Genomic DNA, 14,598 nt, shown 5'->3' on the forward strand with positions numbered 1-14,598 from the left:
CTCCCGTTCAGTTGAGTTCGAGCCAGCCGTCCGTATACCAGGCGTACAGCGCTTCCATCACGTCTTCCGATGCCGCGGCCACCTGGGCACCTTCCAGCACGCGGCTGTTCGCCAGCGCTTCCAGCGCCGCCTTGTCGGCCCGGCCGATCGCAAAGGATTCGCCATTGATGAAGACATGCTTGCCGCGGTACAGCATCTGCGTCTTGCGCGACAGCTTCACCCCTTTTTTCGCTGCCGTCTGCGCGAAGCGGCCGGCCGGCAGCGGCTTTTCAGGCCCGACGAAGAATACGTTGTGCTTGGGTTCGGACAGGTATTCGCCGAGGAAGATCGTGAAATCGTCTTCGGTGAACTGCATCTTGTTGAGTTCGTCCGCCAGCTGGCCCAGCATGTCCTTCGGGATTTCGGCCGGCTTGGCCGATGGCTCCAGATCCGGGTCGGCATAGCGGCCGGGCAGGTCGATCGAGTCGGCCATGAACTGCAGGAACGCTTCGCCGAGTTCCTGGTAGGAAGGCGAGCGGAAGCCGATCGAATAGGTCTGGCAATCGCCGATCGCCACGCCGTCGTGCGCATAGTGCGGCGGCAGGTACAACATGTCGCCCGGCTCCAGCACGAATTCCTCGGTGGGCTTGAACTTGCTGAGTATCTTCAGCGGCAGGCCTTCCACCAGCGACAGGTCTTTCTGCGGGCCGATGCGCCAGCGGCGCTGGCCTTCGGCCTGCAGCAGGAACACATCGTACGAATCGAAGTGGGGGCCGACGCCGCCGCCATCGGTGGCGAAGCTGACCATCAGGTCGTCCAGCCTGGCATCGGGCACGAAACGGAACTGGCGCAGCAGCGCATCGGCCGCGTCGTCCTGCAGGTTCACGCCCTGCACCAGCAGGGTCCATTCGCGCTGCGTGCGCGGCGGCAGGTCGTGCAGCGGGCCGTGCTGCATGTTCCATTCGCCGTCGGTCAGCGTGACGAGGCGCGATTCCACGAAATCCTTCGTCGCCAGTTCGGCCAGCTGGTCGAACGGCAGCAGCGGCTGGAAGCCGGGGATGGCCTGGCGGATCAGCAGCGGTTTCTTGTGCCAGTAGTCGCGCATGAATTGCGCGGGTGTGATGTCGCCGAGAAGGCGGAGCGGTGCGGGTTTTTTCATGCCCGGATTATAGTTGATCCGGATCTGCGCCCGCGTCAGGCACGGTCCGCGGCACAGCCTGTCACACGCGCGCGATACGCCGGCGCCGTGCCGCGGCGGCCACGATGGCCAGGCCGGCCAGCGCCATGGCGCCGGTGGCCGGTTCGGGGACCGCGGAAACGCTGAACGATATGTCGCCGCCGCCCAGGTAGGCGTTGTAGCCGCTGCCGTGGATCGTCAGCCGGAACGGGTTCGCGGGGTTGCCGGCGTAGTACTGCCAGTCCGCGGCGGTGGGCAGCGTCGCCGGCGCATGTGTGCCGGCAGGTGCCACGAACGTGAAGTCGACCACCGCGAGCGGGTCGGTTTCGCCGCCGATGTTGCCATTGCCGCTGACCCCGATGCCATCCGCGGTGTCGCTGCGCGACGTGGCGATCAGCGAATTGCCCAGCGTGATCGTGGTATCGATCAGGCCGAAGGTGATCGAATGCGACAGCGCCCGCGTGTAGTAGCCGCCGAAGCCCGCCACCAGCGGTGCCGCGTCGTCATAGGTGAAGCGGCCCGCGAGGACATCGCCGACCGAGGCCTGGATGCCACCGAGGAAGGTGGTGCCGACCTCTTCATAATAATAGGGGTCGAGATATTCTTCCGCGATCGTGGCGATCGGTACCGTGTAGTCGACGGTAACCAGCGCCGCGTTGGCGGTGCCGGCAATGGTCGGGAATGCCGCAACGACCAGTGCCGCTTTCATGACAGCTTTCTTCATGATATTTCCTCGCTCGGGTGGGGTGGATAACATTATGAAAAGCTTATTTGACAACCGATTTTCAGTCATCCGGTTGGCCATGTCCACCGATTCCGCTTCACGGCACGAGCATGGCGATGGCGGTTCCGGGCAGGGGGTATAATCGGCGCCATCAGACCAGAAAGGAAGTCACATGAAGATCGCCAAGAACACCGTCGTCACCGTGCAATACAAATTGTCCGACGCTCAGAACAACCTGATCGAGGACGGCCGCCAGCCGATGGTGTACCTGCATGGCGGGTATGAAAACACCTTGCCGAAGATCGAGGAAGAGCTGGACGGCAAGGAAGTGGGCTATGAGAACACGATCCAGATCGAACCCGATGACGCGTTCGGCGACTACGACCCGAACCTGGTGAAGGTGGAGCCGCGCTCGCGCCTGCCGGAACCGCTCGAAGTGGGCATGCAGTTCGAGGGCATGCCGGACGGCGAGAGCGACGACGAAGCGATGATCTTCACGGTGACCGATATCGCCGAAGACAAGGTCGTGCTGGACGGTAACCATCCGCTGGCCGGTATGGCGCTGCGCTTCGAGCTGAAGGTACTGGAAGTGCGCGAGGCCACCGACGAAGAGATCGCCCACGAGCACGTGCACGGCGCCCATGGCCACCACCATGGCGACGAGGACGACGAAGGCGACGCTGGCGACCAGTTCCGCACCCAGCCGATCCACTGACCGGCCCGACGGGCAGTATCAGCGTACCTGGCGCGCCGGCGGCTTCGCCGGTGCACCTTCCACGGGCAGCTTCGGCTGCCCGTGTGCTTTGGCGGCCTCGTCGTGGCGCAGCGCGAACAGCTGTTCGCTGCCCGGCGCCACGCGCAGCACATTCCACTCGCCCTGCAGTGTCACATGGCCCATGTTGCCGCGCCATGTCACGGTGCCCGGGGCCGGATCGCCCTTGACGGGCGGCTCGCGGTTGGCATCTACCAGCAGCACCTTGCCGTCGTACTTTTCGGCCAGCGCCCGCGTCAGCCGGCGCGTTTCGGCGAAGCCATCCTGTTTCGTCGAAAACCCGGCCAGCAGCGAGAAGCCCGGTTCGGCGTGAATGCGCAGGTCGCCGTCGGAGAACAGCACGAGACCCGCGAGCCGGCGCCGCTTCGCCATGCCGAACAGCCGCTGCAGCCATGCGCGGTTGGCGACCAGGCGGTCTTCGTATTCGCTGTTGCGGCCGGCTTCCAGCAGGTAGTTGTTGTTGCGGGCCGGGAGGTTGATCGTGGCGAACAGCACGCCATGCATTTCCCAGTATGCATTCTCGGCGTAGCTGCGGAACTTCGTGATCGTCGACTGGCGGTTCAGGTCCAGGTCGCGGCGGCCCAGCGCTTCCTGGCCATCGTAGTAGATCTCGCGAATGCGGTTCAGCCGCTCGATCGCGTTGGAGCGGCCCGCCGAATTGCGGCAGCCGGTCCAGTCGTCGCCGGTCAGCACCAGGACCAGCGGATGGTCGGACTTGTTCAGCAGCGCCTTGCGCTGCAGGTACAGCTTGTCGCTGCACGGCTCGTCCGCCGACTTGATGCCGACGGCGATGACGAAGGCCGGCTTTTCCCTGTCGACGCGGGCGATCGTGCGTTTCAGGTCGGCGTCGCCCAGCTCGTCGGGAAAAGTATGGCCGACGATGGCGATGTCGAACGGCTCGGCGTCCGGCGGCGCGGCCTGCGCCACCGCGGCCAGCAACGTGGCAGCCAGCAGCAGGAAGGCCGGGCCGGCGCGCCGCGTCATGCCGGCACGAGACGCTTCAGCTGGTACAGCCGGTCCAGCGCCTCGCGCGGCGACAGCGCATCCGGATCCAGCTCGTCCAGCGCCGCCAGCAGGGCCGCCAGTTGCGGATCGTCCGCCGGATCGGCGGCAATGGCCGGAGCCACGGCGGCCGGCTGGTCATCCGCATCGACGGCTGGCGCGGCGAACAGGTCCAGCTGCGGCGTCGCATCGAGCGCCTGCGCTTCCAGCCGCGCCAGGTGCTTGCGCGCCGCCTTGATCACGCCTTGCGGCACCCCGGCCAGCTGGGCCACCTGCAGGCCGTAGCTTTGCGACGCCGGGCCATCCTGCACCGCGTGCAGGAACACGATACTGTCCTTGTGTTCGACGGCGGACAGGTGCACGTTGGCGGCCGTCGGATGGCTTTCCGGCAGTTGCGTCAGCTCGAAGTAGTGCGTGGCGAACAGCGTGAAGCTGCGGCTCGTGTCGATCAGGTGGCGGGCGATCGCCCAGGCCAGCGCCAGGCCGTCGAAGGTGGACGTGCCCCGGCCGATCTCGTCCATCAGCACCAGCGACTGTTCGGTGGCGCCGTTCAGGATCGTTGCCGCTTCCGTCATCTCCACCATGAACGTTGAGCGGCCGCCGGCCAGGTCGTCGGTGGCGCCGATGCGCGTGAAGATGCGGTCGATCGGGCCGATCGCGGCACTGGCCGCCGGCACGTAACTGCCCACGTAGGCCAGCAGCGTGATCAGCGCGACCTGGCGCATGAACGTGGATTTACCGCCCATGTTCGGGCCGGTGATCAGCAGCAGCCGCCGTTCCGCCAGCAGGCGGCAGTCGTTGGCGATGAAGCGCTCGATCTGGTTTTCCACGACCGGGTGGCGGCCTTCGCGGATGTCGATGCACGACTCGGCCACCAGGCGCGGCGCGCACCAGTTGTTGCGCAGCGCGTGGTCGGCCAGCGCGGTCAGCGTGTCCAGCTGCGCGATGCCCAGGGCGATCTTCTGCAGGCAGGCGATGTGCGGCGCCAGGTCGGCCAGCAAGGCGTCGTACAGCACTTTTTCGCGCGCCAGCGCGCGATCCTGGGCCGACAATGCCTTGTCCTCGAACGCCTTCAGTTCCGGCGTGATGTAGCGCTCGCAGTTCTTCAGCGTCTGGCGGCGGCGGTAATCGTCCGGCACCTTGTCCGCCTGGCCATTGGTGACTTCGATATAGAAGCCGTGCACCTTGTTGTATTCGACGCGCAGGTTGGCGATGCCGGTGCGTGCGCGTTCGCGCGTTTCCAGGTCGACCAGGAACTGGCCGGCGTTCTCGGACAGGCCGCGCAGCTCATCGAGTTCGGCATCGAAGCCGCGCGCGATCACGCCGCCGTCGCGCACCATCGTGGCCGGCTCCGGCATCACGGCGCGCACCAGCAGGTCCACGCAGGATTCCGGTGTCTCCAGCTGGGCGCGGATGCAGCGCAGCAGGCTTTTCTCGTCGTCCAGGCCGGCCACCCGGTCCAGCGATTTCTGCAGTTTCGGCAGTTGCTGCAGGCCGTCGCGCAGCGCCGCCAGGTCGCGCGGACGCGCCGTCAGCAGGGCCACGCGCGTGGTGATGCGCTCGATGTCCGGCACGTGCTGCAGGTGGAAGCCCAGCGAGCCGGTGGCGTCGTCCTGCATCAGCGCGGCGATCGCATCATGCCGCCCGCGCGCCACGGCCTGGTCGCGCCGCGGATGGTGCAGCCAGTGGCGCAGCAGGCGCGAACCCATCGCGGTGCGGCAGCCGTCCAGCAGCGAGAACAGCGTCGGCGCCTCCTGGCCGCGAATGGTTTCGGTCAGCTCCAGGTTGCGGCGCGTGGCGGCGTCCAGCCCGATGAACTCGGACTCGGTTTCGCACGACAGGTTCTTCACGTGCTGCAGGCCGCGGCCCTGTGTCGACTGCGCATAGCGCAGCAGCGCGCCGGCCGCGCCGAACGCAGGGCCCATGCCGTCCGCGCCGAAGCCGGTCAGCGTGGCCACGCCCAGCTGGTCCAGCAGCGCCTTGTGGCCGTGCACCACGTCGAAATGCCACTCCGGCACGCCGTTGACGTGGCACATCGTGATCTCGTCGAACAGGTCGCCGCCATCGGCGCGCAGGATCTCGGCCGGCACGATGCGTTCCAGTTCCTGCAGCAGGCGCGCGTTGACGCCACGCGCATCGCCGGAGAATTCCATCAGCTTCAGGTTACCCGAGGCCAGCGACAGCCACGCCAGGCCGCACGTGACGTTCTTGCGCTGGGTAAGCATCGACAGGGCCAGCAGCGGCCGCTCCGATTTTTCCGGCAGCAGGTCCGAGTCGGTCAGCGTGCCGGGCGTGACGATGCGCACCACCTTGCGCTCGACCGGCCCCTTGCTGGTGGCCGGGTCGCCGATCTGTTCGCAGATGGCGCACGATTCGCCCAGCTTGACCAGCTTGGCCAGGTAGCCGTCCAGCGAATGGAACGGCACGCCGGCCATCTTGATCGGCACGCCGTTGGCATGGCCGCGCGCCGTCAGCGTGATGCCGAGGATGCGCGATGCCTTCTCGGCATCGTCGTAGAACAGCTCATAGAAATCGCCCATGCGGTAGAACACCAGCATCGTCGGGTGTTCGCCCTTGATGCGTAGGTATTGCTGCATCATCGGCGTGACTTTTTCGGCGGGACCGTTCTTGACGGCGGCGGCGTTGATTTCTGCGGGGACGTTCATGTATTCAGTACGGCTGAGAAGCGGTGCGGTCGGGCGTGCATTTTACCCGGTTTAGATGTCAAGGTTGGCAGAGTCGCCAGCCACATGCGTCAGAAAAATTGCGCCGGTATTTGCAGTAGTCGGGCACATTCAAGCAGATCCATGCAACGGGTGCCACCTATGATCGTGCAACTTCCAAATTCCGACAGACGTCGGCCCCGGTACACTGACCGCGTAGTGTGGGCTGCTTGAAAAACATCGGCAGACCGTGCAACGATCTGCCGTGTCGAGTCAGCTACCGTTAGCAGCTAGCGGTCGGGATACTCTTGCCGGTTCGAAGATCAAGCCCGATCCAGCATTCATACCCCTTCGCCGCCCTCCGAGCCGTGTAGTTGCACTGCACACCTTGCTTTTGACGGTCCCGGTCGCCTTTTTCCTGACTGCAACTCGACGGCATATCTGGCCCGATAGAGTCGAAAATCTCCTCTGCAGCAGGGCCGTCGACAAGGATGGCAAGTTTTCGATCCGTAGCGGTTGGAGCATCTCGATCGCTCAGTGTGTAACCTGAAAAAATTGTGTAGCGAACGTTCAGATCCCGCCATGCCTCCTGGGGCAGGGGGGCAGAGAGTGCAAAACCTGCACTACAAGCAAACAGGGCAATCACCATTTTCATGCTAGACCCATATCGTTACGTGGAAATGATTATCGTGACTCGGCCAGTTCTTCAAGAACGGTATTCTCGGATCGTTAAAATAGACGATCTTTACGTTGGCGTATGCATGAAATAGTCCGATCAACCTTGATGTTGCATCAAGGTCGTAATTTTTCTCATCGTTCCACACAACGGGGATATGTTGACCGTCCTTGCGAACCGGGCGGACATCGACTTCGATGCCTTCTTCATGCGTGCCGTGTTCTGGGTGATTCGGGCCGCCAGCCAGACTGATATCGCCGACGCCGAATTTGCGCTGGTCGAGAAGCGACCACTCCCTTTCAACACGCAGGATCGCAGTGATGAGGGAAGGGTGGGCATATTGAGACGCGCCTTTACTCGGAATGCCCTTGTACTTTCCGTAGACATAGTAGCCTGCATCTTCCGGAGCCTGTGGCAGCATGAAGTATCGGCGCGAATCCAATGGTTGAAATCCCATGAATTTCTCCCTCAGGCGCACTTGTTACAGGCAAGATCCCATCCGCCAGCAGTATTCCCTCCGCTGCCACCGCTGATTTTTTGCTGAGTGTATTTCCACTTAACCTTGGAAAACTTGAGGCCAACGGAGTCTTGCAGAATGCTTCCCTCGCCGACTGCCTGATCCATGTTTGCAACGATAACGTTTTCCATCTCAACTTCGTAGTACCGGACAGGCTTGCCCTCGCCATCTGCGCGCATGAATTCGAGTTTCGCCTTCGGGATCGTTTTGCCTGCAGAGCAAATTTGAAGAAGAACGGGTGAAGCGATGTCGGCAAGCTTCGTGAACGAAAGTGTCCGGTGATCGCATCTCTCGGCTGTATGGCCACCGCCCGTGGATGCCGTTGCGCTCCTTGGCTGAGAAACACCCCAATGCGCAGCCGTGATTTCAATCCAGCCCTGGTGCACGGAATCGGCTGATTCTCCTTTGATCCCGTCAACTTGCAGATATGCATCGATTGCCATTTCGTTCTCCTATTGAGGATGATGGGAACGAAATTGTTGTCCTTTTTGAAATTTCGGCGGTTGTCTTGAATCAATATGGGTTGTCATTGTGCCGCAGAGAGGCGCCACGGACCAACGTATACGAGCTTATGAGTTCGTAGCTTCTGCGCTGCCACCTCCAACGCGAACGGCCGTTCCCGCTTACACTATGTTTTTTACCAATACCAACCCGAAAAGGACAGAAAGTGACCCAACCCCTGATCGTCGTCGCCACCATCACCGCCCATGCGGGCCATGAAGCCGCCGTGCGCAGCGCGCTCGAGCAGGTGGTGCCGCCCAGCCGCGCGGAAGCGGACTGCCGGCGTTATGAATTGCACGTGGACAATGCGGCACCGAACAGGTTCGTCATGCTGGAAGAGTGGACCGGCCAGCCGGCGCTGACGGAGCATGAAGCGACGCCGCATTTCAAGGCGCTGGCGGCCGCGATCGGCGGCGTGGCCAGCATCGAGATCGCGAAGCTGACGAAGCTGGCCTGATCCCGCTGGCCTGACCCACACAGCAAAAAATATGGCCGCGCGGCATTGCATGACCGCCGTGCCGCCATGGGAACAGGTATAGTTCAGTCATGGAAAAGCTCAAAGACTTCGCGCAAATCGTTTCCGAAGCCCAGCGCGGCGAGCTGGTGTTTCCCACCAGTGTCAATGCCGCCCTGGCGCTGCAGATGACGCTGGCCGACCCGGATTGCCACGACGAAGACGTGATCCGCAAGCTGCTGGCCGAGCCGATCCTGGCGGCGCGCGCGGTGGCCCTCGCCAACTCGGCCGTGTTCCGTTCGAACGGCGCGGCACTGGCGACCGGCGTTCGCACCGCCGTGATGCGGCTGGGCTACCGCAACCTGTACTCGCTGGCCGCGGCCATGGTGGTGCGCCAGTTCGGCGCGCGGATCCGCGACCCGCAACTACGTATCCGCGCCGAGCAGTTATGGAAGTACACGGCGCACGTAGCCGCGCTGGCCTATGTCATCGCCGGCCGCATCACGCGCGTGGAGCCCGATACGGCGCTGTTCGCCGGCATCATGCACGAGGTCGGCGGTTTCTACCTGCTGGGGCGGGCCGATGCAATTCCCGGGCTGCTGGACGATCCGGAGGACTGGATGGGCGCGGCGCAGGAAATCATTGCCCGCGAAATCATGAAGAAGCTGCAGGTACCCGAGCCGGTGGCGCTGGCCATCGTGTCGCTGCGGGGCGGCGGCGTGGGCATTCCGCCGGAGGGCCTGCGCGATACGCTGCTAGTGGCGCGCTACCTGTGCCCGGTGGCATCGCCGCTGCCGCAGCCGCAGGATCACGTGCTGGCGCGCACCGCGGCACTGGCCGGCTATATCGAACAGCATCCACAGGTGGCCGTGCTGCTGGACGAGGCAGCTGGGCAGGCCAAGTCGATGAGCGCGGCCTTGCTGGTGTAGAGGGAGCGGCGGACAAGCGCCGCCGCGTGGCGTCAGGCGCGCGTCTGTTCGAGGATTTTCACCAGCGATTCGATGCCGCGCGCGTCGACGTCGTCGAAGCGGTTCGGCAGCGGGCTGTCCAGGTCGAACACGCCGGCGACCTGGCCGCCGACAAAGACCGGCACCACCAGTTCCGAGCGGGATGCCGCATCGCAGGCGATATGGCCGGGGAATGCGTGCACGTCCGCCACGACGATCGACTCGCCTTTCTCGACGGTGCTGCCGCAGACGCCGCGGCCGCGCTTGATGCGGATGCAGGCCGGCTTGCCCTGGAACGGGCCCAGTACCAGCTCGTCCGGCGTCGGCAGGAAGTAGAATCCCGCCCAGTTCAGGTCCGGCATCGTGTTGAACACGAGTGAGCTGAAATTGGCCGTATTGGCGATCCAGTCCGTTTCGCCGTGCAGCAGGCCGGTCAGCTGCGAGCGCAGGTCGGCATACATCGTTTCCTTGGCCTCGCGGCTGTCGGTGCGGTAAGCGGTGTCGGAGAGGGAGAAAGTCATCGTGCGATCCTGTCTGGCAAAGAGCGCATTCTACCCGTTCGCGGCGCTCGCCGCGGCGGACGCCGCATCGGCTCCGGGTAGTGTTGACGTTTCAACCATGCGCTGTCATTTTGGCAAACGTTGTAGCATTCAGGCTATTGAAATGCCGGTCCAGGCCGCCGCAGGGGCGCGGCCATTCCGAATCAGGCCGGGTTGAAAAAGATGACACAGCAAGATGACACAGTGACCGCACCGATCAAGATCCTCGTCGTCGACGATATTGCGCAGAACCTGATCGCCCTCGAGGCACTGCTGGCACGGCCCGGCATCGCGCTGCTGAAGGCATCCTCCGGGGCTGAAGCGCTGGAACTGCTGCTGGTACACGAAGTGGCGCTGGCATTGGTCGACGTGCAGATGCCCGGCATGGACGGCTTCGAACTGGCCGAACTGATGCGCGGCAGCGAGCGCACCCGCGCCATCCCGCTGATCTTCCTGACGGCCGCGTCGCGCGAAACCAACTACCGCTTCCGCGGCTACGAAGCGGGCGCCGTCGACTTCATGTTCAAGCCGATCGATGCGCAGGCGCTGCTCAGCAAGGTCGCCGTGTTCGTCGAACTGTACCAGCAGCGCAAGCAGCTGTCCCAGCAGCTCGACGAACTGCAGCGCGCGCTGCACATGAACGAAATGTTCATGGCGGTGCTGGGCCACGACCTGCGTACGCCGTTGTCCGTGGTCATGAACGGCGCCATGCTGCTGCCGATGATGACCGACCATCCGAAAGTGGCGGTCACCGCGCAGCGCATCGGCGGCAGCGCGAAACGGATGGCGCAGATGGTCGACCAGCTGCTCGACCTGGCGCGCATCCGCTCCGGCGACATGCAGTTGAAGAAGGCCAGCCGCGACGTCGCGGAACTGTGCCGTGCGATCGCCGACGAGTTCGCGATGCCGGACAAGCCGTCGCGCGTGCTGGTCGAATCGCGCGGCGACCCGGCGGCAGCGGTCGATGCCGGCATCTTTTCGCAGGTGATCGCGAACCTGGTCGGCAACGCGCTGCAGCACGGCGAGACCGATCACGCGGTGCTGGTGAACGTGGATGGCATGGCGCCGGATTCGGTGCGCCTGACGGTCAGCAACCGCGGCGCGATACCGGCTGCCCGGCTGGCCGGCATCTTCGAGCCCTACCAGCACCGTGATGGCGCACGCAAGGCCGGCCAGGGTCTCGGCCTGGGCCTGTACACCGCCAGCACATTCGTGCACGCCCATGGCGGGGAGATCGACATCGCTTCCGACGAGGCGCTGGGGACAACGGTGGTCACGGTGTCGCTGCCGCGTGCGACCGCGCGGGTCGCCGCATGACGGCGGGCAGCGTGGCCCTGGCGCATGCGCACGGCTACCAGCCGCGCGGCGGCGGCGCCGTGGGCGACCTGGTACGCGCATTCGACTGGGCCGGCACCGCGCTGGGTGCGCCGGCCGCCTGGACGCCTGCCCTGCGCACCGCCGTCGACATCGTGCTCAACTCGCCGATCGCGATGGTGCTGATGTGGGGGCCGCGGCACGTCATGCTCTATAACGATGGCTACGCGGAAATCGCCGGCGCGCGGCACCCCGCCGCGCTGGGCGGCACGGTACCGGACACGTGGCCCGAGATCTGGGACTGGAACCGGGCGATCCTGGAAGCGGGCATGCGCGGCGAAACCCAGCAGCATCCCGCCAAGCAGTTGACGCTGATGCGCAACGGCGTGCCGGAAGACGTGTGGTTCGACCTGTTCTATACCCCCGTGTACGACACCGGCGGCGTGGTGGGCGGGGTGCTCTGCACGGTCGTCGACGTGACGCGGCGGGTGCAGCAGGAACGGGCGCGCGAGCACGACCGGGCGCTGCTGGACCGGCAGAACCGCAGCCTGCGCGCGGAAAGCGCGCTGCTGCGCGAGCTGTTCGAACAGGCGCCCGGCTTCATGGCCGTGCTGCGCGGGCCGGACCATGTGTTCGAGCTGGCCAACCGCCCCTACCAGCGGCTGGTGGGCGGGCGCGACGTGATCGGCAAGCCGCTCGACGAGGCGTTGCCGGAAGTGCGCCGCCAGGGCATCGTCGACCTGCTCGACCGCGTGTACACCAGCGGCGAACCCTACGTGGGCAGGCAGCTGAAGGTCGACCTGCTGGGCGACGATGGCATGCTGGAACCGCGCTATCTCGATTTCGTCTACCAGCCGCTGCGCGCGGCGGACGGCAGCGTGACCGGCGTGTTCGTCGAAGGCGTCGACATCACCGAGCACATCCTCACCGAGGAGCGCCTGCGGATGGCCCAGCAGGCCGGCGGCATCGGCAGTTTCGAATGGTTTCCGGCCAGCGGCAAGCTGGTCGTTTCGCCCGAATACCGCCGCGTCTGGGGCCTGACGCCGGATGTCGAGGTGACCCAGGAACTGCTGGTCTCGCTGGTCGACCCGCGCGACCGCCACCGCGTCGGGCCGGAGCGGCTGGCGGTGGATCCGAACCCGCTGGCCTACGCCGAATACCGCATCCGTCGTCCGGATACCGGCGAGGTACGCTGGCTGGCGCGCCAGGGCGAAGCGGTGGAAGGCGCCACGCCGGCGCAGCGCCGCTACGTGGGCGTGGCCTTCGACATTACCGGGCGCAAGCGGATCGAGCAGCAGCTGCGCACCAGCCAGGACCGGCTCGCCGCGATCTTCGGCCAGGCATCGGTGGGACTGTCCGAACTGTCGCTGGAAGGGCGCTACACGCGCGTCAACGGCGCGCTGTGCCAGATGCTGGGCCGGCCGGAAGAGGCGTTGCTGGGCCTGCACATGGAAGACCTGATCCACCCGGACGACCTGGCGGAAAACCGCGCCCAGGTGGCCCGGCTGGTGGACACCGGCATTCCGTTCACGCTCGAGAAACGCTACGCGCGGCCGGACGGCGAATGGGTGTGGATCGCCAGCAGCATGAGCCGGCTGGACGACGAGGCCGGGCAGCCGGTGGCATTGATTGCCGTGAAGACCGACATCACCGAGCGCCGTCGCATCGAGGTGGCGCTGCGCGACCTGAACGATACGCTGGAACAGCGCGTCAGCCGCGAGGTCGCCGAGCGCGACAAGGCCGAGGAAGCACTGCGCCAGGCGCAGAAGATGGAAGCGGTGGGCCAGTTGACGGGCGGCGTGGCGCACGACTTCAACAATGTGCTGCAGATCATTTCCGGCAACCTGCACCTGCTGGCGCAGCAGCTGGGCGGCGACGACGCGGTGCGGCGCAGGCTCGATATGGCGATCGCCGCCGTCGAGCGGGGGGCCAAGCTGTCGTCGCAACTGCTGGCGTTTGCCCGCCGGCAGCCGCTGCAGCCCGTCGTTACCGATCTGGGCCGCCTGGTATCGAACATGGACGAGCTGCTGCGCCGCGCGCTGGGCGAAGCGGTCGACCTGCTGACCGTGGTCGGCAGCGGCCTGTGGAATACCCTGGTCGACCCGGGCCAGATCGAGAACGTGATCCTGAACCTGGCGATCAATGCGCGCGACGCGATGCAGGGCGCCGGGCGCCTGACGATCGAGCTGGGCAACGCGGTGCTCGACGACCATTACGTGAGCAAGCTGGCCGACGTGCCGGCCGGCCAGTACGTGATGCTGTCGGTCACCGACACCGGCTGCGGCATGACGCCCGAGGTGCTGCAGCGCGCCTTCGAACCATTCTTCACCACCAAGCCGGAAGGCGAAGGTACCGGCCTGGGGCTGTCGATGGCCTACGGCTTCGTCAAGCAGAGCCGCGGCCATATCCGCATCGCCAGCGAACCGGGGCAGGGCACCAGCGTGAAGATCTACCTGCCGCGCACCCTGCTGGCCGAAACCGCGGATGCCGGTCCGCAGGATGGCCCGGTCACCGGGGGTACGGAAACCATCCTGGCGGTAGAGGACGACGAAGGCGTGCGCAACGTGGTGCTCGACATGCTGTCCGCGCTCGGCTACCGCGTGCTGGCCGCCGAGAACGGCGAACAGGCGCTGCGCATCATCGAGTCGGGCGAGCAGGTAGACCTGCTGTTTACCGACGTGGTGATGCCCGGCCCGCTGCGCAGCCCGGAACTGGCGCGCATTGCCCAGCAGGTGCTGCCGAACCTGGCGGTGCTGTTCACCTCCGGCTATCCGCAGGATGCGATCGTGCATGGCGGCCGGCTGGACGCGGGCCTGGAGCTGCTGAGCAAGCCATACCGCCGCGAAGACCTGGCGCGCAAGCTGCGGCATGTGCTGAACAACCGCAGGCAACAGATCCAGGCGCGCGAGCGGCAGCATGCCCCGCAGCACAATCTGCTGGAACCGCAGCCGCAGCACCCGCAGCATGCATCGCTGCGCGTGCTGGTCGTCGAAGACAACCAGGATTCGCTGCAGATGGTGTGCGAGCTGGTGGGGATGCTGGGGCATACCGTGTCCGGCGTCGGCGATGGCGAATCGGCCTGGCAGCTGATGCAAAGCCAGGAATTCGACGTGCTGTTCACCGATGTCAGCCTGCCCGGCATGTCCGGCATCGAGCTGGCGCGCAAGGTGGCGCGGGAGAAGGCGATGCGCATCATCTTCTCGACCGGCTATGGCAAGGAAGCGCTGGAGCACCTCGAGTTCGAGGCGGCATGCCTGCGCAAGCCGTACGACCTGATGGACCTGCAGGCGGCACTGGACGACGTGCCGCGCCACGTTTGACCGAAGTTCAACC

The 14,598-nt window shown here is 65.3% G+C and carries 13 protein-coding genes; 5 read left to right on the forward strand and 8 right to left on the reverse strand.

The window, feature by feature from the left end; translation table 11 throughout:
- Positions 1-7 precede the first annotated feature (7 nt).
- Positions 8-1,138, reverse strand: a complete 1,131-nt coding sequence (locus FHS02_RS25615; protein WP_137314172.1) for a ribosomal protein uL16 3-hydroxylase — start codon at positions 1,136-1,138, stop codon at positions 8-10.
- Between the two features lie 61 nt (positions 1,139-1,199).
- On the reverse strand, positions 1,200-1,880 hold the full coding sequence (locus FHS02_RS25620) for a PEP-CTERM sorting domain-containing protein (RefSeq protein WP_229422684.1): 681 nt from the start codon (positions 1,878-1,880) through the stop codon (positions 1,200-1,202).
- A gap of 172 nt (positions 1,881-2,052) precedes the next feature.
- Here FHS02_RS25620 and FHS02_RS25625 point away from each other — a divergent pair, with 172 nt between their 5' ends.
- A complete protein-coding gene (locus tag FHS02_RS25625; protein ID WP_137314171.1) occupies positions 2,053-2,595 on the forward strand; it encodes an FKBP-type peptidyl-prolyl cis-trans isomerase in 543 nt (180 codons plus the stop codon).
- Positions 2,596-2,613: 18 nt separating this feature from the next.
- On the opposite strand, the gene FHS02_RS25630 is transcribed toward FHS02_RS25625, so the two are convergent.
- The 5 genes from FHS02_RS25630 to FHS02_RS25650 all read right to left on the reverse strand — a co-directional run bounded on the left by FHS02_RS25630 (position 2,614) and on the right by FHS02_RS25650 (position 7,953).
- Positions 2,614-3,636, reverse strand: coding sequence for a hypothetical protein (locus FHS02_RS25630; protein ID WP_137314170.1), 1,023 nt, complete (start codon positions 3,634-3,636; stop codon positions 2,614-2,616).
- Positions 3,633-6,320 carry a DNA mismatch repair protein MutS gene (gene mutS, locus FHS02_RS25635; RefSeq protein WP_229422682.1) on the reverse strand — a complete coding sequence of 896 codons (2,688 nt, stop codon included), beginning with the start codon at positions 6,318-6,320 and terminating at the stop codon, positions 3,633-3,635. Before mutS ends, FHS02_RS25630 begins: the two co-directional genes overlap by 4 nt.
- Positions 6,321-6,600: 280 nt before the next feature.
- A complete protein-coding gene (locus tag FHS02_RS25640; protein ID WP_137314169.1) occupies positions 6,601-6,972 on the reverse strand; it encodes a hypothetical protein in 372 nt (123 codons plus the stop codon).
- Between the two features lies 1 nt (position 6,973).
- Positions 6,974-7,450: a penicillin-insensitive murein endopeptidase gene (locus FHS02_RS25645; protein WP_137314168.1), complete on the reverse strand. Its 477-nt coding sequence runs from the start codon at positions 7,448-7,450 to the stop codon at positions 6,974-6,976.
- An 11-nt stretch (positions 7,451-7,461) separates the two neighbouring features.
- Positions 7,462-7,953, reverse strand: a complete 492-nt coding sequence (locus FHS02_RS25650) for an Hcp family type VI secretion system effector (protein ID WP_137314167.1) — start codon at positions 7,951-7,953, stop codon at positions 7,462-7,464.
- Between the two features lie 224 nt (positions 7,954-8,177).
- Between FHS02_RS25650 and FHS02_RS25655 the strand changes: the two genes are divergently transcribed.
- Both FHS02_RS25655 and FHS02_RS25660 read left to right on the forward strand, forming a co-directional pair.
- Positions 8,178-8,468, forward strand: coding sequence for a putative quinol monooxygenase (locus FHS02_RS25655; protein ID WP_137314166.1), 291 nt, complete (start codon positions 8,178-8,180; stop codon positions 8,466-8,468).
- Positions 8,469-8,557: 89 nt separating this feature from the next.
- Positions 8,558-9,394, forward strand: coding sequence for an HDOD domain-containing protein (locus tag FHS02_RS25660; RefSeq protein ID WP_137314165.1), 837 nt, complete (start codon positions 8,558-8,560; stop codon positions 9,392-9,394).
- 32 nt (positions 9,395-9,426) lie between these two features.
- Here FHS02_RS25660 and msrC read toward each other — a convergent pair whose 3' ends face one another.
- Positions 9,427-9,933, reverse strand: a complete 507-nt coding sequence (gene msrC / locus FHS02_RS25665) for a free L-methionine (R)-S-oxide reductase MsrC (protein ID WP_131144453.1) — start codon at positions 9,931-9,933, stop codon at positions 9,427-9,429.
- Between the two features lie 222 nt (positions 9,934-10,155).
- On the opposite strand from msrC, the gene FHS02_RS25670 reads away from it, so the two are divergent.
- Together FHS02_RS25670 and FHS02_RS25675 are read left to right on the forward strand one after the other, a co-directional pair.
- Positions 10,156-11,268 carry a hybrid sensor histidine kinase/response regulator gene (locus FHS02_RS25670; protein ID WP_229422680.1) on the forward strand — a complete coding sequence of 371 codons (1,113 nt, stop codon included), beginning with the start codon at positions 10,156-10,158 and terminating at the stop codon, positions 11,266-11,268.
- Positions 11,265-14,585 (forward strand): hybrid sensor histidine kinase/response regulator, encoded by a 3,321-nt coding sequence (locus FHS02_RS25675; RefSeq protein WP_137314163.1) that lies wholly within the window; start codon positions 11,265-11,267, stop codon positions 14,583-14,585. The genes FHS02_RS25670 and FHS02_RS25675 overlap by 4 nt, the downstream gene beginning before the upstream one ends.
- The last annotated feature ends 13 nt before the right edge of the window (positions 14,586-14,598 follow it).

The sequence above is a fragment of the Pseudoduganella umbonata genome, assembly GCF_014192225.1.
GTDB lineage: Bacteria > Pseudomonadota > Gammaproteobacteria > Burkholderiales > Burkholderiaceae_D > Rugamonas > Rugamonas umbonata.